Source organism: Nonomuraea sp. WAC 01424, assembly GCF_003947315.1.
In the GTDB taxonomy this organism is placed as follows: Bacteria; Actinomycetota; Actinomycetes; order Streptosporangiales; family Streptosporangiaceae; genus Nonomuraea; species Nonomuraea spiralis.
Window position 1 is genome coordinate 362,854 of the sequence record NZ_QHHZ01000003.1, and the last position, 20,222, is coordinate 383,075.

Here is a 20,222-nt window from a genome sequence, read left to right on the forward strand (position 1 = left end):
TCGCAGGTCAGGGCATTGATCATCTTCCCCGTACAGTGGGAAAGTGCTCAGGTTGGTTCTGTCTCTGGTCCTGCTCGATCCGGCTGGCGTCAGCGACGTCTCGCTCCACAGCGTCCCCGTCCCCCGCGTGCTGACCCCGGACGGCGACCGCCTGGGCTACGCGCCGGTGCCGCGCCCCTACACGGGGGCGCGGCGGGTGACGGGGGTGCTGCTCGGCCACGATCCCGTCACGCGCACGGACATCTGGTGCGGGGGCGCGGTGATCGGCTCGCGCAGCCGCAGCCTGGTGCTGACGGCCGCCCACTGTCTCTACCACGAGGGCCGGCAGCTCCAGCGGGTGACCTTCATGCCCGGCTTCGACCAGGGGAACCCGCGGCACGGCGTCTGGTCCGCGGTCCGTACGTGGGTGCCGGCCCGCTGGCGGGCCAGCCCCGACTCGCCCGCCGTGCTGCCGTACGACGTCGGCCTGGTCGGGGTCGTCAAGGGCAAACGGCCGCTGGAGTCGGTGGTCGGCCCCGGCCTGCCGCCGCTGCGCACCGGGCGGGGCGCCGAGCTGCGCGGGCTCGAACTGCTCGGCTACCCGGCGGGCAGACGTTACCCGGGCACGCAGATGTACCGGTGCCTGGGCGACGCGGTGGAGGGCTCCACGGTGGGCCCCGGCGTGATGGTCACCCGCAACTGCCACGCCGCCGCCGGAGGGAGCGGCGGCCCGGCCCTGTACGGCGGCTCGGTGGCGGGGGTGGTCTCCTCCTCCAGCCCGCTGAGCGACACCGAGGGGTACACGGTGCTGGCCCGGCTGGGCGGGGACACGTTCGACCGCATGTTCGCCAGGGCCGACGAGTCGATGCGGGTCAGGAAGCCTGGCTGACGGCGTCCTCACAGATGGCGTGGGTGATCAGGGCGTCGTCCGCGCTGATCACCCGGCCCTCGCGCACCGCGAGCAGGAACTCCTGGCAGGCCTGCTCGATGCCGCGCTGCCGGGCGACCGGCACCCAGTCGGGCCGTCTGGTGAGCGTCTCGCCGCCCTCGTAGTCGAGGACGTCGCCGAGGTTGACCACGCGCCGCTTGATGCCGTCGCCCATGACCTCGCAGGTCTCCTCGCCGGCGCCACTGACCCGGTTCATCACGCCGATCGCGGTGAAGCCGTCGCCCGACAGTTCGAGCACGATGTGTTCGAGCAGGTCGCGGCGGACGCGGGTGCGGATCCTGGTCTCGTTGACCGGGCCGGGGGCGAGGAACCTGAGGGTGTCCACGACGTGGATGAAGTCCTCGAAGATGGCCCGCCGGGGCGCGTCGGGGTAGTTGTCGCGGTTCTTCTCCATCAGCACGAGGTGACGGGGAAGGGCGGTGAGCCCGATGTATCCGGGGGCGTGACGGCGGTTGAAGCCGACCATCAGCGACCTGCCCTCGGACTCCGCCAGCCGCGCCAGCCGCTCGGACTCGGCCAGGCTGTAGGCGATCGGCTTGTCGACGTAGACGTGGATCCCGGCGCTGAGCAGCGGCTCGACGATCTCCGGGTGGGCCTCGGTCGCGGCGTGCACGAACGCGGCGTCGACCCCCGCCTTGATCACCTCGTCCACGCTGGTGGACCGGTCGGCGATGCGGTAGGCGTCACCGAGCCGGTCGAGCCGCGCGGTGTTGCGGGTGCACAGGTGGAGGTCGAGGGACTGGGCGGCGAGCACGGGCAGGTACGCCTTCTCCGCGATGTCGCCCAGGCCGATCATGGCTATCTTCATCCGTCGAGCGTAGTCCTCAGCGCGGTCTCCATCGGCGTAGGCGCGACGCCGAAGACCTGCTGGAACGCCGAGGAGTCGAGCACGTACGGCGCGGTGAACTGGTAGCGGACGTGCCGCAGTTCGCCGATCATGGGCGAGAACAGCCCGGCCGCCCGCAACAACGGCCACGGCAGGGTCGTCATCTTCGGCGCGGGCAGGCCCAGCAGGCCGGCCATCCGCGCGCCGATCTCCCGGAAGGTCATCGGCTCGCCGGTGGGCACGTGCCAGGGGCGGCCCCAGGCCCGCTCGTCGGCGCCGGCCGTGATCAGGGCGTCGGCCACGTCCGGCAGGTAGGTCCAGCTGTGCGGCATGTCGGCCGGGAAGACGAGCTGGATGGTCTTGCCCGCCTTGAGCGCCGGGATGAAGCGGGTGCCGAGGTGGGACTGGTCGGTGGCGCCGGGGCCGAAGAAGTCCGAGCCGCGCACCTCGGTCGCCCTGATGCGCCCGGCCCGGTGGGCGGCCAGCGCGTCGTGCCAGATCTTGGCGCGTACCCGGGCCTTGGGGGTGGTGGAGGCGAGCGGCAGGTCCTCGGTCATCGGGCCGGTGACGGGTCCGTACGGGTAGAGGTTGCCGAGGATGGTCAGCACGGCCCCGCTCGACTCGGCGGCGGCCAAGAACGACTCGGCGATCGGCGGCCAGTCGGTGAGCCAGCGGTGGTAGGCCGGGTTGACGCAGTTGTAGAGGACGTCGGCGCCCTTGGCCAGCTCGCTCAGCCGGGCCTTGTCGGCCACGTCGGCGGCCGCTCTGACCGTCCCTTCGGGTCCGCGGCCGGAGCGGGTCACGACGACGACCTCGTGCCCCTGTGCGGCGAGCTTGGTGGCCAGGTGTGTGCCGACCTGACCGGATCCCACGACGACATGCTTGCCCATGATCAGACCTGCTTCCAGATGAGGCGGAGCACCGCGTTGACGACGAAGACGGCGGCGAAGACGATCGCCGGGGTGGCGCGGCCCGCGGCGTAGAGCGCGAGCGCGCCGCCGCCGAACCAGAGGATCTCTAGAGCGGCCCGGGCCAGGCCCGTGAGCGGGATCGTGGCGTTCGCGCCGCCACCCGCGCCGAACAGCGCCCACGCGGCGATGAACAGCGCCGGACCGCCCAGCCCCGCGAGGAGCTTGATCCACCAGTTCGGGCTGAGCGTGAACCCCCAGTACGCGACCGAGGCCAGCACGCCGAGCTCAAGGAAGAACATCAGGACGGCGTTGGCGTTCTTGGCGAGGGCGAGCATGGGGGTCTCCCGAGGTGGTGCGCTGTTCGCTTACGAGAGCAATGCTCTCTCATAAGAGCAGTAGTCGTCAAGAGCAGTGCTCTCGTTTTCTGGCACCGCTCTGATAACCTGCTGTGCATGACAGCCAGCCGTACCGCGCGAGAGCGCGTGAGAGCCGAGCTCACCAGGGAGATCACCGACATCGCCCGCCGCCAGCTTGCCACCGACGGCGCCGGCGGCCTGTCACTGAGGGCCGTCGCGCGGGAGATGGGCATGGTCTCCTCGGCCATCTACCGCTACTTCCCGAGCCGTGACGACCTGCTGACCGCCTTGATCATCGACGGCTACAACGCCCTGGGCGAGGCCGTCGAGCAGGCCGAGGCCGCCTGCCCGCGCTCGGGCCACCTGGCCCGCTGGATGGCGGCCGGCCACGCCGTACGCGACTGGGCGGTCGCCCACCCCCACGAGTACGCCCTGATCTACGGCTCCCCCGTGCCCGGCTACCAGGCGCCGCAGGACACCGTCCAGGCCCGCCTGCGCGACGTCACCGTGCTCGGCTCGATCGTCTCCGACGCCTGGCGCGCCGGCGAGCTCCACGCGCCGGCCGGTCCCGAGGCGCCGCCGGAGGTGGCCGACGACGCCGAACGTATCCGCGCCCTGATGCCGGGTGTGCCCGACGACGTGGTGTGGCGGGCGATCGCGTCCTGGTCGACGTTGTACGGCTGGGTCAACTTCGAGGTGTTCGGCCAGTTCAACAACACCGTGGACAACCGGCGACCGGCCTTCGACCACGCGCTCCGCCTGGCCGCCGCGGCTCTGGGCCTCGCCCCGTGACCAGTGCGTCACCACCACGACAAAAAGGGCAGGAGTGCGGCGGCACTCCTGCCCTTTCCGGCTGACGAGGTCAGCGTGCGGCGCGGTTGACCGCCGAGATGATGGCCTTGAGGGAGGCCGTGGTGGTGTTGGCGTCGACGCCCACGCCCCACAGCACCTGCCCGTCGACCTCGCACTCCAGGTAGGAGGCGGCCTTGGCGTCGCTGCCCGCGCTCATCGCGTGCTCGACGTAGTCGAGGACCCGGACCTTGATGCCGACCCCGGCGATGGCGTCGATGAAGGCCGAGATCGGGCCGTTGCCCACACCCGCGATCTCCCGGATCTCGCCGTCGAGGCGGACGTCGGCGCCGATGCGGTCCTTGTCGTCGACGGTCGACTCGTGGCGGTGGGCCATCAGGCTCAGGCGGCCCCAGCGGTTGGCCGGGTTGGGCAGGTATTCGTCGCGGAAGATCTCGTACATCGCGGCGGGGCTGATCTCGCCGCCGTCGGAATCGGTACGGGCCTGCACGACCTTGGAGAACTCGATCTGCAGCCGGCGCGGCAGGTCGAGCTGGTGGTCGGCCTTCATGATGTAGGCGACCCCGCCCTTGCCGGACTGGCTGTTGACCCGGATGACCGCCTCGTAGCTGCGGCCGATGTCCTTCGGGTCGATCGGCAGGTAGGGCACCGCCCAGGTGAACTCGGCCACCGGGGTGCCCGCCGCCGCGGCGTCGCGCTCCAGGTGCTCGAAGCCCTTCTTGATGGCGTCCTGGTGGGAGCCGGAGAAGGCGGTGTAGACCAGCTCGCCGCCCCACGGGTGGCGCGGGTGGACGGGGAGCTGGTTGCAGTACTCGGTGACGCGGCGGATCTCGTCGATGTCACTGAAGTCGATCTCGGGGTCGACGCCCTGGGAGAACAGGTTCATGCCCAGCGTGACCAGGCAGACGTTGCCGGTGCGCTCGCCGTTGCCGAACAGGCAGCCCTCGATGCGGTCGGCGCCGGCCATGTAGCCCAGCTCGGCGGCGGGCACGGCGCTGCCGCGGTCGTTGTGCGGGTGCAGCGACAACACGATCGAGTCGCGGTGGCGCAGGTTGCGGTGCATCCACTCGATCTGGTCGGCGTAGATGTTGGGCGTGGCCATCTCGACCGTGGCGGGCAGGTTGATGATGACCTTGCGGTCGGGCGTGGGCTGCCACACCTCGTTGACGGCGTCGCACACCTCGACGGCGTACTCCAGCTCGGTGCCGGTGAACGACTCGGGAGAGTACTGGAAGCGCACGTCGACGTCGGTGGCCTCGGCCAGCTTCTTGACCAGCTTGGCGCCCTCGACGGCGATGGCGGTGATGCCCTCCTTGTCCTGGCCGAACACGACGCGGCGCTGGAGGGTGGAGGTCGAGTTGTACAGGTGGACGATGGCCTGCTTGGCGCCCTCGATCGCCTCGAAGGTGCGCTCGATCAGCTCGGGCCTGGCCTGGGTCAGCACCTGGACGGCGACGTCGTCGGGGATGCGGCCCTCGTCGATGATCTGCCGGATGAAGTCGAAGTCGGTCTGCGAGGCGGCCGGGAAGCCCACCTCGATCTCCTTGTAGCCCATGCGTACCAGCAGCTCGAACATCTGGAGCTTGCGGTGGGAGTCCATCGGGTCGATCAGGGCCTGGTTGCCGTCACGCAGGTCGACCGCGCACCAGCGGGGCGCCTTGGTGATGACCTGGTCGGGCCACGTGCGATCGGTCAGCCGGATCGCTTCGAACGGCTGATAACGATGGGCCGGCATGGGGCTGGGCTGCTGGGCGTTCATGTCTGCTGCTCCTCGTCGGTCGAGTCAGAAAGCGGCCGACGCGCACGACTGGCTCCGCGACGAGGGAGCCGGCCTTACAGGCCCTCGCCGCGGCAGCTAAGAAGCAGCCCGCGCAGCATGCCAAGCACGCTACCAGACGTCTCGAGATACGCCGCCCTTGATCTCACATCATGAGAGCCGATCGGTCCACCGATGGGGAAACACCAGGTGGGGGCCATGAAATTCCATCCGGGGCCACCGGCGGGCCGTCGGATGGAACGCCGCGCTAGGCCGGGACGAGCACGCTGAGGCAGGTGACGCAGCCCTCCAGCCGCTCGAACTCCGAGATGTCGACCGTCGTCACGACGAGTCCGCGCCGCTCCAGCAGGGCCGCGGTCCGCGGCGCGGAGGCGGCCAGCAGGACGCGGTCGCCGCCCAGCGGCACCACGTGCGCGCCCGGCTCCTCCGGCGGCTCCAGCAGGTCCGGCAGGTCGACGTGAGCGGGATCGCCGATGAGCGTCCCGTCGGGCAGGGCGGTCACCGCCGACTTCAGGTGCAGCACGCCGCGCAGGTCCACGGGCACGATCCGGCGTTCCGGCAGCAGGGCGGCGAGCTGGGCGACGCCCTCGTCGTTGGTACGGCCCGACCTGCCGACGTACACGGTCCGGCCGACCTGGAGCACGTCGCCGCCGTCCAGCGTGCCGGGGCGGGCGATCCTGACCGCTTTCAGCCCGAGGTCCCGTACGGACTGCTCCACGGACTCCACCTCGGGGCGCCGCTCGGCGGCGCCCGGCCGGGTGAGCACGGCCAGCCGCCCCGACACCACCACGGCGTCCTCCACGAAGGGCCCGTCGGGAAGATGGTCGGCGGGCTCGACGTGGACGGGCCGCCAGCCCGCGGCGGCCAGCGCCGCGACGTAGGCGTCATGCTGGTGAACTGCGCGTTCGTAATCCACGGGTTCGCGCTCGATGTGCGTGACGATGCCCTCGGCGATCCGGGGGCCGGGCTTCCTTACCAGCGCAATACCAGACATAGGGCGTGTTCTATCACGCAGTCGTTAGAGTCTTGGGCATGCGGGACGACGAGATTCTCACCAGGATCAGCGCTCTGGTCACCGAAGAGCACGAGCTGCGCGGCAGGCTGTCGGCGGGCGAGGTCACCTCCGACGAGGAGCACGCGCGCGTCAAGGAGCTGGAGGTGGCCCTCGACCAGTGCTGGGACCTGCTCCGGCAGCGCCGGGCCAGGCGCGGCGTGGGCGAGGACCCCGACAGCGCGGCCGTCCGCCTGGCCGTCGAGGTGGAGAACTACCGCCAGTAGGCCGGGACGCAGGTCTGGCGGCGGTAAATTCGCTGGCCCCGGCCGGTGCCGATGCGCTTGGCTGAACGGATGCGCATCCAGCCAATCGATCCCGACCGGCCGGGCGAGCTGCTGACGGGCCTGTACGACGCCTGCCTGGCGGGCCACGCGCACGAGCTCGGCCCCATGTTGTCTAAGGCCCGCTTCTCCGTCATCGCCCGCGAGGGCGGCCCCGGCAACCGTGCCGAGATGTGGGTCATGACCGACGGCGGCAAGGTGACCGGCGGCTACAGCCTGGCCCTGTCCCAGCACGACAACGAGCACATGGGCTGGGTCTTCCCGCTCGTGGTCCGCCCTGAGCTGCGCGGCCGCGGCCTCGGCGGCGCGCTGCTGGAGCACGTCGTGGGCCGGATGCGCACCCACGGCCGCACCCTCCTGCTCACCGAGACCCCGGCCACGGGCGTCGGCGCCCGCTTCGCCCGCGCCCACGGGTTCACGGTCGCGCAGGAGGAGGCCCGCCGCACGCTCGACCTGCGTACGGCCGACTGGCCCGCGCTGCGGGCCATGTTGCCCGACGTCCCGGGCTACAGCGTCGAAGGCTTCTTCGGCCCGGCCGGGCCGGAGCTGCTGGCCGACCTCGCCACGCTGATGGGCGGCATGAACGACGCCCCGCGCGACCCCGACCTCGAGGACATGACCTTCAGCCTCGACCGCCTGCGCACCCGCGAGGAGCACGTCACGCTCAGCGGCCAGACCTGCTACACGATGATCGCCAGGCGCGACTCCGACGGCGCGCCGGCCGGCTACACGCGCGTCTACCTCGAAGCCGACCGCTCCGACACCTGGGGCCACCAGGCCGACACGACCGTCCTGCGCGAGCACCGCGGCCATCGCCTCGGCCTGCTGCTCAAGCTCTCCAACCTGCTGTGGCTGCGCGAGCGCGAGCCCCACCTGGAGCAGGTCATCACCTGGAACGCCACGTCCAACGCCCACATGCTGGCCATCAACGAGGCCATGGGCTTCGAACTGCTCGACGAATGGAACGAGTGGCGGCTGACGGTGTGACACCCCTGCGGCTAACCTGACGGATTATGACCTTGGAGGCGCTGAGGGACGGGGATCCGCGGCGGGTGGGGCGCTACGCGCTCCTGGGTCGGCTGGGCGAGGGCGGCATGGGCGTCGTCTACCTGGGCGAGGACCAGAGCCGCGGCCAGGTGGCGGTCAAGCTCATCCACGCCAGGATGGACGCCGACCCGGAGTTCCGGCGGCGGTTCGCCCGCGAGGTGGCCGCGGCCCGGCGGGTCGCCCGGTTCTGCACCGCCCCGGTGCTCGACGCCGACGTCGGGGCGGAGGTGGCGTACCTGGTCACCGAGTACGTCGAGGGGCCGAGCCTCGCGGACGCCGTACGCGAGTCGGGGCCGCTCAAGGGCTCGGCGCTCGACGGGCTGGCGGCGGCCATGGCGATGGCGTTGCGGGCCATCCACGGGGCCGGCGTGGTCCACCGCGACCTCAAGCCGTCGAACGTGTTGTTGTCCCAGGTGGGGCCCAAGGTGATCGACTTCGGCATCGCGCGGCTCGCGGACTCGGAGATGAGCAGCGCGGTCGTGGGGACGCCCTCGTACATGTCGCCCGAGCAGGTGTCGGGCTCGCGGGTGGGGTCGGCCTCGGACATCTTCTCGTGGGGCTGCACGGTCGCCTTCGCCGCGTCGGGGGTGTCGCCGTTCGGGTCGGGCACGGTGCCGGCGGTCCTGTTACGCGTCGTCAACGAGGCTCCGGACCTGCGGGGGTTGTCGGGGCCGCTGCTGGACCTGGTGACCGCGTCCCTCGCCAAGAGCCCGGCCGCGCGGCCCACGGCCCAGGAGCTGATGGACCACCTCAGCACCGCCGACCCGTCGGCCGTCCTCCCCGCCCCACGCCCTCCGGCCGTCCCCCCACCCTCCCCCGGGCCCGCGTCCACCCGTCCCCCGGACCCGCCTGAGGAGACGGGCGAGCGGGCGGCGGGCAACCGGCGTACGAGGCTGCTGGCGGCGGGCGTGGCCGTCGTGGTGGCCGCCGCCGGCATCACCACGGCGCTGCTGTGGAACCGCCAGGACGCCACCGTCCACCCGGTGACCTCCGGGACCACCGGGACCACCGGGACCACCGGCGGGCAGGCGAGCACGTCCGCCTCGGTACCGCCGGCCGCGGCGGCGGGCAACCCGCTGCGCCGCGACGGCGTCACCTTCTACTCCGAGAAGGAGAAGGCCGCCGCCCGCCAGGCCGCCGTCTGGCAGAAGGACCGGCCCGCGGACGCCGCGCTGATGGACCGGCTGGCCGCCGTCCCCCACGCCATCCGCCTGAACCAGCCCGAGGTCAGGGCCACGGTCGAGGCCACGATGACCGCCGCGCGGGAGGCGGGCGGCGTGCCCGTGTTCCTGATCAACCGCATGCCCGGGGGCGGCGACTGCCTCCCCGCGGGCGCGGGCGACCTGGCCGCCTACAAGGAATGGGTCAACGGCGTGGCCCGCCAGATCGGCGACCACGAGGCGGTGGTCATCCTTGAGCCGTCCAGCCTGGTCAACCTGCCCGGCACCAAGGACTGCAAGCTCGCCAGCACGGCCGAGCAGCGCTACCGCGACCTGCGCGACACCGTACGGTCGCTCAAGACCGGCCACGCCCGTACGGCCGTCTACCTCGACGGCGGCCAGGACCTCTACCCCGGCACCGAGATCATGGCCGAGCGCCTGATCGGGGCCGGGATCGACGAGGCCGACGGCTTCTTCGTCAACACCGCCTCGCACCAGAGCACCACCAAGGCCGTCGAGTACGGCAAGTCGTTGTCGGCCTGCATCGCCGTCATGCGCAGGACCGGCGGCACGGGCTGCCCGAAGGACGCCGACCCGGGCGCCGGCCTGCCGCACTTCGTCGTGGACACCGCCAGGAACGGCAAGGGCCCGTGGTCCCCGACGAAGACGTACGCGGACCCGCAGACCTGGTGCAACCCGCCGGGCCGGGGCGTCGGCGAGCGCCCGACGACCGACACCGGCGAGGAGCTGGCGTACGCCTACCTGTGGATCACCCGGGCGGGCAGCTCCAGCGGCAGGTGCCGGCGCGGCACGAACGGCGACAAGGACCCCGAGCGGGGCGTGGTGGCCCCGGCGAACGGCGAGTGGTGGCCCGAGCTGGCCCTCGAACGCGCGAAGAACGCCGAGCCCCCGTTGCGCTGAGAAGACCGTTGTGGGGAGAAGAGCCCGATGTTAAGCGCACGTTAGATCTGACCCGCCGCACCTTGTCCGAACAACCTTCTGGGGAGAGGCTCTGGCCTGCATCCACTCCCCCCAGGAGGTCCCACATGAACAAAGCGCGCGTGCCGTGGAAGGCAGTGATCGGCGGCTCCGTCGGCAATCTGGTCGAGTGGTACGACTGGTTCGTCTACAGCAGCTTCGCCGTGTACTTCGCCGCTTCGTTCTTCCCTGAAGGGGACGACACGGCCAAGCTGCTCAACACCGCGGCCATCTTCGCCGTCGGCTTCTTCATGCGCCCGCTGGGCGGCTGGCTGCTCGGCCGCTACGCCGACCGCCGGGGCCGCAAGGCGGCGCTCACGCTCACCGTCACGCTGATGTCGGCCAGCGCGCTGCTGATCGCCGTCGCCCCGACGTACGCGGCGGCCGGCTACTTCGGCGCGCTGGTCCTGGTGGTCGCCCGCCTGCTCCAGGGCCTGTCGGTCGGCGGCGAGTACGCCGCCAGCGCCACGTACCTGACCGAGGCCACCCCGCGCGGCCGGCGCGGCTTCGCCTCCAGCTTCCAGTACGTCTCCATGACCGCCGGCCAGCTCGTCGGCCTCGGCCTGCAGATCATCCTGCAGAACACGATGTCGACCGAGGCCCTGAACTCCTACGGCTGGCGCATCCCGTTCGTGGTCGGGGCCGTGGCCGCCGCGGTCGTGTTCTACCTGCGTCGCAGCCTGCTGGAGACCGAGGTGTACGGCGAGGAGGAAGAGGAGGGCCGGGCCAAGGGCACCATCAGGCAGCTCCTCGCGCACAGGAAGGAGGCGCTGCTGGTCATCGCCCTGACGATGGGCGGCACTGTCGCGTACTACACCTACACGACCTACCTCACCAAGTACCTGTGGAACAGCGCGGGCCTGCCGAAGGAGACCGCGACGCTGGTCAGCTTCTGCGCGCTGTTCATCTTCATGTGCGTCCAGCCGCTGGCCGGGTCGCTGTCGGACCGGATCGGGCGCAGGCCGCTGCTGATCACGTTCGGGATCGGGTCGATGCTGGGGACGGTGCCGCTGATGACGGCGCTCGGCGGGGCGAGCGGCTTCGGGGGCGCGCTCGTCCTGTCGCTCGCCGGGCTGGTCATCGTCACCGGCTACACCTCGATCAACGCCGTGGTGAAGGCCGAGCTGTTCCCGACGCACGTGCGGGCGCTGGGGGTGGCGCTGCCGTACGCGATCGCGAACGCCCTGTTCGGCGGCACCGCCGAGTACGTGGCCCTGTGGTTCAAGCGCCACGACATCGAGTCCGGCTACTTCTGGTACGTCTCCGCCTGCGCGGCCGTGTCCCTCGTCGTCTACCTGACCATGCGCGAGACCCGTGACGTGGCGCTGTCCCGCAGCGAAGGCGCGCAGCCGTCGGATTCGGTCGCCGCCCGCGTCTAACCTGGCACTATGCGGGTTCTCCTGGTCGAGGACGACGACCGCCTCGCCTCCGCGCTCACCACGGCGCTGGCCCGGCACGGCCATCAGGTCACCCGCGCGGGCCTCGCCGTCGACGCCCTCCGCCTGGCGGGGGGCGTCGACTTCGTGCTGCTCGACCTGGGCCTGCCCGACATGGACGGGCTCGACGCGCTGCGCCGGCTGCGCCGCGTCTCTGCGGTGCCGCTCATCGTGGTCACCGCGCGCACGCAGGAGCGCGAGGTGCTGCGCGGCCTGCGTTCGGGGGCCGACGACTACCTGGTCAAGCCGTTCCGCACGGTCGAGCTGATGGCCCGTATGGAGGCCGTGATGCGGCGCGGCACCCGTCCGATGCCGGTGCGCGACCACGTGGTGTGCGTGGGCGACGTGCGCATCGACCTGGAGGCCAGGCAGGTCACGGTCGCCGGTGAGCCGGTGACGCTGACCAGGCGCGAATTCGACGTGCTGGCGCTGCTGGCCCGCGAGCCGGGCGTGGTGCGCAGCCGGGAGGAGATCCTCGACGAGGTCTGGGGCGACCCGCTGCTGTCGGCGTCCCGGTCGCTCGACGTGCACGTGGCCGGGCTGCGGTCCAAGACCGGGCGTCCCGGGCTGGTGGAGACGTTGCGCGGCACCGGCTACCGGCTGGGCCCGGCGGGGTGAACGCGCGCCTGGTGGTCACGTTCACCACGCTGATCGTCTTCCTCATCGCGGCGCTGGCGGTGCCGCTCGGCCTGGCCTACGCCTCCCACCGGACCAACCGCCTGCTGCTCGACCGGCGCGCGGACGCCACCCGCTTCGCCGAGCTGGCCGACGCGGCGGCCCGCGACGACGACCGTACGGGCCTGATCACCGAGGTGGCCCGCTACGCCGACCTGTACGGCGCGGCCGTACGGGTCCGCGACCGCGACGGCTCGATCCTGGTCTCGGCGGGCCGGTTCGAGGCCGACGACCGGGAGGCGACCAGGCTCGCGCTGTCCGGCCGTACGACCGAGGACCTGCCCACGGTCAGCCCGTTCGGACCGGCCACGGTGCTGCTGGCCGAGCCCGCCGGACGCGACGCGCAGCTGTCCGGCGTGGTGCTGCTGGAGGCGCCGACCGGGCAGGCCCGGCTGGACGTGTCGCTGGTCTGGGGCGCGCTGGCGGCCGGGGCGCTGGTCGCGCTGGCCTGGTCGGCGCTGGCGGCCCGGCGGCTGGCCCGCTGGATCCTGCGGCCGGTGACCGAGCTCGACCGCACCACGCGGGCCATCGCGCAGGGGCAGCTCGACGCGCGGGCGCATCCCGGGGTGGGCCCGACGGAGCTGCGGCGGCTGGAGGAACGCTTCAACGCGATGGCCGACGCGGTCTCGGCGGCGATGGAACGGCAGCGGGCGTTCGTGGCCGACGCCTCGCACGAGTTGCGCACCCCGCTGACCGTGCTCGGGCTGCGCCTGGAGAACCTGGAGCCGCACCTGCGCGCGGAGGGCACGGCCGAGTACGCCGAGGCGATGTCCGAGCTCGACCGGCTGGCTCTGCTGGTGGAGGACCTGCTGGCGCTGGCCAGGGTCGAGGCGGGCGCGGGCCTGGCGGGCAAGGAGGTCGCGCTCGGCGAGCGGCTGGCGGTGTGGCGGGAGGTCTACGCGGCCAAGGGTGTGTGCCTGGTGGCCGACGTCCCCGACGCCGCGCTCGTGCCGGAGGCGGCGGCCAGGATCGCCGACATCGCCCTCGACAACGCCCAGAAGTTCGTCCCCGAGGGCGGCACGGTGACCGTCACGCTCGACGGCGAGGTGTTGCGCGTCGCCGACGACGGGCCGGGGCTGGGCGAGGAGGAGCGGGCCGAGGCGCTGGGCCGGTTCTGGCGGTCGGGGGCGCACGCGAACGTCCCGGGCAGCGGTCTCGGGCTCGCCATCGCCGCCGAGCTGGCCAAGGCGTGCGGGGCCACCCTGCGGCTGCGGCCCGCCGTACCGCACGGGCTGGTGGTCGAGCTGGCCATGGCTCAGCCGTAGACCGAACGGTAGTAGCGGGCGGCGCCCGGGTGGAGGGGGACGACGCCGGTGCCGATGGCGTACCGCTTGTCCAGGCGGCCGCCGGGGGCCGACGGGGCCTGGAGGCGGTCGCGGGCCCTGAAGAGCGTCTCGGTGACGGTGAAGGCCACGTCGTCGGGCAACGTGGTACGGCACATCAGGTAACTGGGCGTGCCCACGGTCGGCACCTGCCTGGCCGGCCCGTACGCGCCGGCCGGCACGGCGGCGTGCTCGTAGACCGGGCCGTAGAGGCGGCGCAGCACCGGCACCAGCGACTCCATGGGGACGAGCGCGATGTCGCCGAGAGCGGCCAGCGCGGGCGTCGGCACGCCCCCGGACCAGAAGAACGCCTCGATGCGGCCCTCGCGCAGCCCGGTGATGGAGGCGTCGAGCCCGAGCCTGGACAACTCCGGCGGGGTGCGCAGCCCGGCTGCGGACAACACGCGGGTCGCGGTCACCGCCGTGCCCGACCCCTCGGCCCCGATCGAGACCGCGCGCCCCGCCAGGTCCGCGACCGCGGTGATCCGGGCGCCCTCGCGTACGACCAGGTGCACGTAGTTCATGTACATCCGGGCCAATGCGGAGACCGGCTGGTGGCGTACCCTGACCGCGTCGTCGGCGCTGTCGGCCAGCACGAAGCCGACGTCGGCCCGGCCGCCGGCCATCATGGTGAGGTTCTGGACGCTGGCGGCGGTCTCCACCACCCGCACGGTCAGCCCGTCGCGCCGTAGCTCGCCCGCCAGCTGGTCGCCGAGCACGCCGTACGGGCCGCCCGCCAGCCCGGTGACCAGCCGCAGCTCGGCGGGCCGCGCCGTGGAGCAGCCGGCCGCGAGCGCGGCGAGCCCGAGGAAGGCCCGGCGGGATATGGGCATGATTTCACGGTATCCGGTCCCGCAGAATGGACAGCGTGACCGAACAGGACGCACGCCTGCGCATCGCCGACGAGCTGAGGATGTTCCTGCCCGCGAACCGGCGGCGGGAGTGGCAGCAGGTGACCACCGACGGCACCTCGACGCTCGGCCACCACGTCGAGTCGATCGGCATCCCGCTGACCGAGGTGGGCCCGATGGTGGCGGCCGGGCGCGGCGTGGTCCCCGCCCACCTGCTCGCGCCGGGCGAGGTGGTCGAGGTGTACGCGATGCCCCGGCCGCAGCCGCTGCCCGCCGGGCCGCGGTTCCTGCTCGACGTGCACCTGGGCACGGTGGCGGGGCGGTTGCGGCTGCTCGGCGTGGACACCGCGTACCACAACGACATGGACGACCCGGCGCTGGTCGTCCAGGCGAACGAGGAGCGGCGGGTGCTGCTCACCCAGGACCGCGGCCTGCTGCGCCGCCGCGCGCTGTGGCTGGGCGCGTACGTCCGCGGCTCCCGTCCCGCCGAGCAGCTCCGCGACGTGCTCGAACGGTTCGCGCCGCCGCTGGCTCCCTGGACACGCTGCACGTCGTGCAACGGCGTGCTCGTCCCGGTGGCCAAGGAGGAGGTCGAGTCGCTGCTGGAGGCCGGCACCCGGCGCAGCTACGACGCGTACGGCCGTTGCGGCGACTGCGGCCGGATCTATTGGCAGGGCGCGCACAGCGACAACCTTGAGGAAATCGTGCAGTCAGCCCGCATTTGGACTGAGAACGCCTGATTCACGCCGCCTGAAGCAAGCGTCAAGATGATCTCAAAAACGCCCTCCACCTGGGATTACCCGGAAGACCAAGGGTATGAGCAGGGGAAACGGCTCTACCCGAAATCGGGTGCATGCCGACAGCCCTCCACCTCGTTGAGTAAAAGACTCCAATACGACGTTTATCCGGAATAACGGACACGTCGCGTTTCCGCGTATCCGCAGCGCGCACGCCCATGGAGAACGGGGAATTCGCCCAGGATCGGGGGAAACACCGCCATGGCCAAGAACGGAAAGTCCGGCAACCGCGCCGGGCGCGCTCCACACGTGTGGAGCATCAGAAGGAAGTGGGCGACCGCCATCGTCGGCATGGCCACGACGCTGGTGGGCCTGCCCGGCGTCGTGGTGAGGTACGGCCAGGCGCAGGGCGAGGGTCAGCCGGCCCGGCTCGCCATCACCGCGCCCGCCACCGGGCCGGGAGCCAGCGCGCCGCCCTGCCCGCTGGTGAGAGGCACCGCGACGCTCCCCGAAGGCACGACCCTGCTGGTCGGGGTACGCCGGACGACCGGCACCCCGCGCACGAGGCTCACCCGGTTCTACCGCGTCGACACCGTACGCCCCTCGGGGCAGTGGGACGTGCCCGTCTCGCTCGAAGGCGACGACCCCGCGATGGCCGGGGAGTGGTACTCGATCACGGCGCTCACCGTGCCGACCGGGTGGAGCGACTTCCTGGAGCGCGTCGACGGCACGGCGGGCGAGCTGCTGACGACCGCGTCCGCACTGCCGCCGTACGAGGGGCCGGCGCCCTCCATCGAGGTCCAGCGGGAAACCAGTCCCGGCTTCTGCTGAACACCGCCCGGCCCGACCCGGCTCGAACCATGAAGGGGCCCGAGGTAAGCAGGCGAGCACAGAACAGCACCGCTTTCCTCGGGCCCCGGCCGCCGATGGCTTGGCCGACGAGCAGATTGTTCCTGACGGCCGCCGGCTTTACGGTGGGCCGGGCCCTTCCTCTTTCTTCGCCGGGAGACGAAATTGCACTCCGATGCGCTGACGCACTATCGCGTGCTGGTGGAGGAGATCCTGGACGGGTCGGGCAGGCGCACGTTCACGCAGACCGTACAGGCGGCCTACGACGCGCTTCCCGATCGGGCCGGAGCGGCATTGGCCGGAAGCCTGAGGTCCTGGACCGTCCTGGTCGAGCCCAATGGCTTTCAAGGCGTGCGTCCAGAGGTTCTGTCCCGGTTGGCGCGGCAGGGGCGAGCGCTCAGCGTGTTCTGGAACGACCCCGGACGGCCAGGACAAGCGTGACCACCTCGCCTACCTCGCCGGCGACCCCGGACGTTCTAGCCGAGCTCCGCGCCGAAGTACGCCTCCTCAGCCAGGAGCTGCTGGCCCAGAGTCTGGAGGCCACCGCTCCCACTCAGACGGTGGAACTCCGGCGCGCGCGGTACCACGCGTCGAACGTCCTGGAGGCGGCGGTCGAGGAGGACGCCCTGACCGCGGCCAGGGATACGATCTGGCGCGTCGGCATGCTTCGGCTGGGCGACCGGGGAGGCCGTCGTGTGGGCGCGCTCATGGGAGTGCTGGAGCAGCTGCAGAAATAGGGCCGGGCGAGGGGGATCCGGCGCTAGCGGCACACGTCGAACGGTTCCACCCCCGGCAGGTACGCCCGCCACTCCGCCGCCGTGAGAGCGCGCCCGGCGCGGGCGCACACGGTCGCGGCCACGTGCCGCCGGTCGAGGTCGTGCGTACGGAAGGTGCCGGCGTCGTCCAGGGTGCGCAGCTTCGTCCCGTCGGCCGAGAAGCCGAGCCAGATGTTGTCGCCCATCGACTCGGCCAGCCCGTCGAACACGACGCCGATGTGCCGCCGCGAGGCCACGTCCCACAGGCGGATCCTGGGGCCCTTCTCGTACGTGGCGATCAGGCGGCCGTCGGGCGACCAGGCGGGCAGCTCGAACTGGTCCGCGCCCGGCACGGTGGGGAACGCCCCGAGCAGCGTACGCAGGTCCCGGTCCCACAGCGTGAGCCGGCCTGGATGGGAGAAGGCCACCTGGCGGCCGTCGGGGCTGTAGGCGAAGGCGCCGCCGATCAGCCTCGCCTCGGCCCCCACCGGCAACACGGCCCCGGCCGCCGGGTCGTAGAGCCGCAGCTCGGGGCCGCCCATGAGCAGCCGGGAGCCGTCCGGCGCGAAGCTCATGGGCCCGACGCCGGCCACCTTCGTGGTCCTCGTCCGTCCGCCCGCGAGGTCGCGCAGCTCCAGCGGCAACCCCCGTTCGAACCTGGAGGGCAGCACGGCCAGGGTGCGGCCGTCGGGGCTGAAGGCGAGCGCGTCGGCCCGCTCCGCCCCCTTCCCGGCCAGCTCGAACGCCTGCCTCTCCCGCCCGTCGGCGACGTCGAGCACGCGGACGCGGTCGCCGTCGCCGTAGGCCAGCAGCGTGCCGTCCCGGCTGAACGCCATCGCCGACCCCTCGCCCTTCCAGGCGACCGGGCCGGCCAGGCGGCGGTGGGTCGCCGGGTCGAGCAGTTCGAGCCGGCTCCGGCGCTTGACGGCCAGCACCCGGCCGTCCTGGCGCATCCGCAGGTCGGGCAGCTCGCCCTCGACCGGGGGGTCGAACACCGTGGAGACGTCGACGGTGGAGACGCCGCCGACCGCGTCCAGCAGGCGTACGGCCTTGCCCGCCAGGTCGAAGCGGACCTGCGTGACGCCGTCCGGCAGCGGGAGCCGCAGCGCGGGCACCAGGCTGTCGCGCGGCCGAAGGGTGAGCAGGTCCGCCGGTCGCCACATGGCTACGTACCGGCCGCCGAAGACCACGTCCGCGGCCTGCGCGTTCTGGCCGTCGAACTCGTACACGGTGGTGCGGGCGGGCAGCTCGTACAGGTGGATCCTGGGTTTGTCGTGGCGGGGGACGTCCTCGACGACCACGAGGTCGCGGCCGTCGTCGCTGAACCTGGCCTCGACGGCGGTGCCGGTGCCGGGCATCATCGGCAGGTCCAGCGGCCGGCCGCGGCCGAGGTCCCACACCTCGGCGCTCTCCTCGCCCTCGGCGACGAAGCCGTAGTGGCCGTCGGGGCTGACGCCGTTCAGGATCGCGCCGCCGGGAGCGGTGAGGGGGGTGCGGGTGGCGACGTCCCACCACTGCTCGGCCTCGGCGCCGTACGGGACCGAGAGCCGGCGGCCGGTGCGGTCGAACTCCAGCGCCCCCAGCCCGCTCGCCTTGCCCGCGAACCGGCCGCCGAGCGGCCTGCCGGTGACGGTGTCCCACAGCCGCACGCCCTTGCCGTCCAGGGCGGCCAGGAGGCGGCCGTCGAGGCTCACGGCGAGGGTCTGCACGCCGGCGCCGAGACCGGTCACCTCGTGCAGCTTCCGCCCGGTCGGGACGTCCCAGAGGCGGGCGGTGCCGTCCGTCGCGGAGGCCAGGACGCGGCCGTCCGCGCTGAGCGCCTGCACGCTCGCCGTGTTCACGTACGGCGCCACGAACACGTCGGTGACGTGCTGGGACGCCGCCTCGTACAGCGCGCCCGACGTCTCGATCAGCGCCGGGGCCAGCCGCCAGGCCGCCACGGACAGCAGGCCGGACAACGCGGGCTCCAGCTCGCGCAGCCCGGCGGCGCGCAGGGCCAGTTCCCTGGCCAGCGCCTCGTCCCGCTGGCGGGCCGACTCCCTGCGCAGGTACTCGGCCGTCCCGAGCCCGCCCAGCGCGGCCACCAGCAACACCGCCAGCACGGCCGCGACCAGGCCGCGCCGCCTGGAGCGCCGGCGGGCCTGCCCGGCTGCGGCGTCCAGGAACTCGCGCTCGCGCCTGGCCAGGGTGAGGTCCTTGCGCTCGGTGGCGGCCCACCGCAACGTACGGTCCAGGTTGGTGCCGTGCAGCAGGTCGGTGGGCTTGCGGCCGTGGTCGTCCCACTCGGCGGCGGCCTCGGCCAGGCGCCGGTGCACAGGCAGCCCCTCGCGGTTGCCCGCCAGCCAGTCGCGCAGCCGCGGCCACGCCCGCACCAGGCCGGGGGCCACCAGTTCGTACGCGCCGCCGCTCGCCGCCAGGATGCCCGCCGAGGCGAACACGCCGAGCATCGAGTCGACCGCCTTCGCCTCCGGCAGTTCCTCGCGCTCCACGGGCCGCAGCGCGTCGCCGTCGAGCAGGCGCAGGAAGACCTCGGGCACGACCGCCCGCTCGGCCTCGCTCAGCTCGCCGTAGAGCTCCTCGGCGATCGCCCCCAGGTCGGGCCCGGCCTGCCCCTTCAGCTCCCCCGCCACGATCCCGCCACGGGCGAGCGGGTCGGCGGCGTCCGGGCGGCCGCCCTCGGCCAGCAGGCGGAGCAGCAGGTCCCCGGCGGCGGGCCGGTCGGCCGGGTCGCGGGCGGTGGCCGCCGACACCAGCGGGGCCAGTTCCTCCGGCAACCCTGAGAGGTCCGCCTCGAACTCCAGCACCCGGCCCACGACCGCCATCGGCTCGCCCGCCTCGACCGCGTCGTGTCCCCGCGCCGCGAACAGCACCACCATCCCCCACGCCCACACGTCGGCCGCCCCGGTGGCGGCGCGCCCGGTGAGCACCTCGGGCGCCATGTAGCCGGGCGTGCCCATGATCGGCCCGCTCGTGGTCGGCCCGGCCTCCCTGGCCACGCCGAAGTCGATCACGCGGGGGCCGTCCGGGCCCAGGATGATGTTGTCCGGCTTGAGGTCGCGGTGCACGATCCCGGCCCGGTGGATGGCCGTCAGCGCGGTCGCGACCCCGATCGCCAGGCGGCGCAGCGCGCCCTGCCCGTACGCCCCCGCCCCGGCCGCCACCTCGCGCAGGCTGCGCCCGGGGACGTACTCGCTGACGATGTACAGCGGCGCCTCGTCCACCTGCGCCTCGATCACCTTGGCCGTGCAGAACGAGGCCACCCGCTGGGCCGCCGCCGCCTCCCTGGCCAGCCGCGTACGCGAGTCCGCGCTGTCGAACCTGGGCACCTTGACCGCGACGCGCTCCCCGGCCTCGCCGTACGCCTCGTAGACCACGCCCTGGCCACCGGCCCCCAGCCGACCGGCCAGCCAGTAGCGTCCCAACCGGTGAGGGTCGGACGGAGTGAGGGGAGCCATCAGATGTGCCATTC

19 protein-coding genes are annotated in these 20,222 nt (G+C 72.6%); 12 read left to right on the forward strand and 7 right to left on the reverse strand.

The genetic code is table 11. The features are described 5' to 3' along the window. The first annotated feature begins 43 nt into the window (after window positions 1-43). A complete protein-coding gene (locus DMB42_RS11030) occupies window positions 44-868 on the forward strand; it encodes a serine protease (RefSeq protein WP_125633322.1) in 825 nt (274 codons plus the stop codon). On the opposite strand, the gene DMB42_RS11035 is transcribed toward DMB42_RS11030, so the two are convergent. The 3 genes from DMB42_RS11035 to DMB42_RS11045 are packed head-to-tail and all read right to left on the reverse strand — an operon-like array spanning window position 852 to window position 3,000. Next, window positions 852-1,736 carry a Gfo/Idh/MocA family protein gene (locus tag DMB42_RS11035; RefSeq protein WP_125633325.1) on the reverse strand — a complete coding sequence of 295 codons (885 nt, stop codon included), beginning with the start codon at window positions 1,734-1,736 and terminating at the stop codon, window positions 852-854. The two genes, DMB42_RS11030 and DMB42_RS11035, sit on opposite strands and share 17 nt — an antisense overlap. Next, window positions 1,733-2,644 (reverse strand): NAD-dependent epimerase/dehydratase family protein, encoded by a 912-nt coding sequence (locus DMB42_RS11040; RefSeq protein ID WP_125633327.1) that lies wholly within the window; start codon window positions 2,642-2,644, stop codon window positions 1,733-1,735. Before DMB42_RS11040 ends, DMB42_RS11035 begins: the two co-directional genes overlap by 4 nt. A gap of 2 nt (window positions 2,645-2,646) precedes the next feature. Then, the gene (locus DMB42_RS11045) at window positions 2,647-3,000 is read right to left on the reverse strand and encodes a YrdB family protein (RefSeq protein WP_125633329.1); all 354 of its coding nucleotides are present in this window, start codon (window positions 2,998-3,000) and stop codon (window positions 2,647-2,649) included. A 117-nt stretch (window positions 3,001-3,117) separates the two neighbouring features. Here DMB42_RS11045 and DMB42_RS11050 point away from each other — a divergent pair, with 117 nt between their 5' ends. After that, window positions 3,118-3,813, forward strand: a complete 696-nt coding sequence (locus tag DMB42_RS11050) for a TetR/AcrR family transcriptional regulator (protein ID WP_125633331.1) — start codon at window positions 3,118-3,120, stop codon at window positions 3,811-3,813. A gap of 70 nt (window positions 3,814-3,883) precedes the next feature. Here the strand turns inward: DMB42_RS11050 and leuA are convergent, their stop codons facing one another. Next, entirely contained in the window at window positions 3,884-5,590 is a 1,707-nt protein-coding gene (gene leuA, locus DMB42_RS11055) for a 2-isopropylmalate synthase (RefSeq protein ID WP_125633333.1), read from the reverse strand. 265 nt (window positions 5,591-5,855) lie between these two features. Next, window positions 5,856-6,602 (reverse strand): dimethylargininase, encoded by a 747-nt coding sequence (gene ddaH, locus DMB42_RS11060; protein ID WP_125633335.1) that lies wholly within the window; start codon window positions 6,600-6,602, stop codon window positions 5,856-5,858. Window positions 6,603-6,640: 38 nt separating this feature from the next. On the opposite strand from ddaH, the gene DMB42_RS11065 reads away from it, so the two are divergent. From DMB42_RS11065 to DMB42_RS11090, 6 genes are all read left to right on the forward strand, one after another. After that, the gene (locus tag DMB42_RS11065) at window positions 6,641-6,886 is read left to right on the forward strand and encodes a DUF2630 family protein (RefSeq protein WP_125633337.1); all 246 of its coding nucleotides are present in this window, start codon (window positions 6,641-6,643) and stop codon (window positions 6,884-6,886) included. A 69-nt stretch (window positions 6,887-6,955) separates the two neighbouring features. Continuing rightward, the gene (locus tag DMB42_RS11070; RefSeq protein ID WP_185844585.1) at window positions 6,956-7,930 is read left to right on the forward strand and encodes a GNAT family N-acetyltransferase; all 975 of its coding nucleotides are present in this window, start codon (window positions 6,956-6,958) and stop codon (window positions 7,928-7,930) included. Between the two features lie 26 nt (window positions 7,931-7,956). Then, on the forward strand, window positions 7,957-10,071 hold the full coding sequence (locus DMB42_RS11075; RefSeq protein WP_125633341.1) for a protein kinase domain-containing protein: 2,115 nt from the start codon (window positions 7,957-7,959) through the stop codon (window positions 10,069-10,071). Between the two features lie 125 nt (window positions 10,072-10,196). Further along, window positions 10,197-11,507, forward strand: a complete 1,311-nt coding sequence (locus DMB42_RS11080) for an MFS transporter (protein ID WP_125633343.1) — start codon at window positions 10,197-10,199, stop codon at window positions 11,505-11,507. Window positions 11,508-11,516: 9 nt separating this feature from the next. Then, a complete protein-coding gene (locus tag DMB42_RS11085; protein WP_125633345.1) occupies window positions 11,517-12,182 on the forward strand; it encodes a response regulator transcription factor in 666 nt (221 codons plus the stop codon). Beyond that, window positions 12,179-13,504 (forward strand): HAMP domain-containing sensor histidine kinase, encoded by a 1,326-nt coding sequence (locus tag DMB42_RS11090; protein WP_125633347.1) that lies wholly within the window; start codon window positions 12,179-12,181, stop codon window positions 13,502-13,504. The genes DMB42_RS11085 and DMB42_RS11090 overlap by 4 nt, the downstream gene beginning before the upstream one ends. On the opposite strand, the gene DMB42_RS11095 is transcribed toward DMB42_RS11090, so the two are convergent. Then, on the reverse strand, window positions 13,495-14,394 hold the full coding sequence (locus DMB42_RS11095) for a TAXI family TRAP transporter solute-binding subunit (protein ID WP_260477622.1): 900 nt from the start codon (window positions 14,392-14,394) through the stop codon (window positions 13,495-13,497). The two genes, DMB42_RS11090 and DMB42_RS11095, sit on opposite strands and share 10 nt — an antisense overlap. Before the next feature lie 26 nt (window positions 14,395-14,420). Here DMB42_RS11095 and DMB42_RS11100 point away from each other — a divergent pair, with 26 nt between their 5' ends. The 4 genes from DMB42_RS11100 to DMB42_RS11115 all read left to right on the forward strand — a co-directional run bounded on the left by DMB42_RS11100 (window position 14,421) and on the right by DMB42_RS11115 (window position 16,735). Further along, a complete protein-coding gene (locus DMB42_RS11100) occupies window positions 14,421-15,152 on the forward strand; it encodes a Mut7-C RNAse domain-containing protein (RefSeq protein ID WP_125633349.1) in 732 nt (243 codons plus the stop codon). 258 nt (window positions 15,153-15,410) lie between these two features. Next, window positions 15,411-15,980 (forward strand): hypothetical protein, encoded by a 570-nt coding sequence (locus DMB42_RS11105; protein ID WP_125633351.1) that lies wholly within the window; start codon window positions 15,411-15,413, stop codon window positions 15,978-15,980. A gap of 183 nt (window positions 15,981-16,163) precedes the next feature. Then, window positions 16,164-16,439 carry a DUF6461 domain-containing protein gene (locus tag DMB42_RS11110; protein ID WP_125633353.1) on the forward strand — a complete coding sequence of 92 codons (276 nt, stop codon included), beginning with the start codon at window positions 16,164-16,166 and terminating at the stop codon, window positions 16,437-16,439. Further along, window positions 16,436-16,735 carry a hypothetical protein gene (locus DMB42_RS11115; RefSeq protein ID WP_125633355.1) on the forward strand — a complete coding sequence of 100 codons (300 nt, stop codon included), beginning with the start codon at window positions 16,436-16,438 and terminating at the stop codon, window positions 16,733-16,735. The genes DMB42_RS11110 and DMB42_RS11115 overlap by 4 nt, the downstream gene beginning before the upstream one ends. A 23-nt stretch (window positions 16,736-16,758) precedes the next feature. Here the strand turns inward: DMB42_RS11115 and DMB42_RS11120 are convergent, their stop codons facing one another. Next, window positions 16,759-20,175 (reverse strand): WD40 repeat domain-containing serine/threonine protein kinase, encoded by a 3,417-nt coding sequence (locus DMB42_RS11120; protein WP_185844586.1) that lies wholly within the window; start codon window positions 20,173-20,175, stop codon window positions 16,759-16,761. Window positions 20,176-20,222 lie beyond the last annotated feature (47 nt).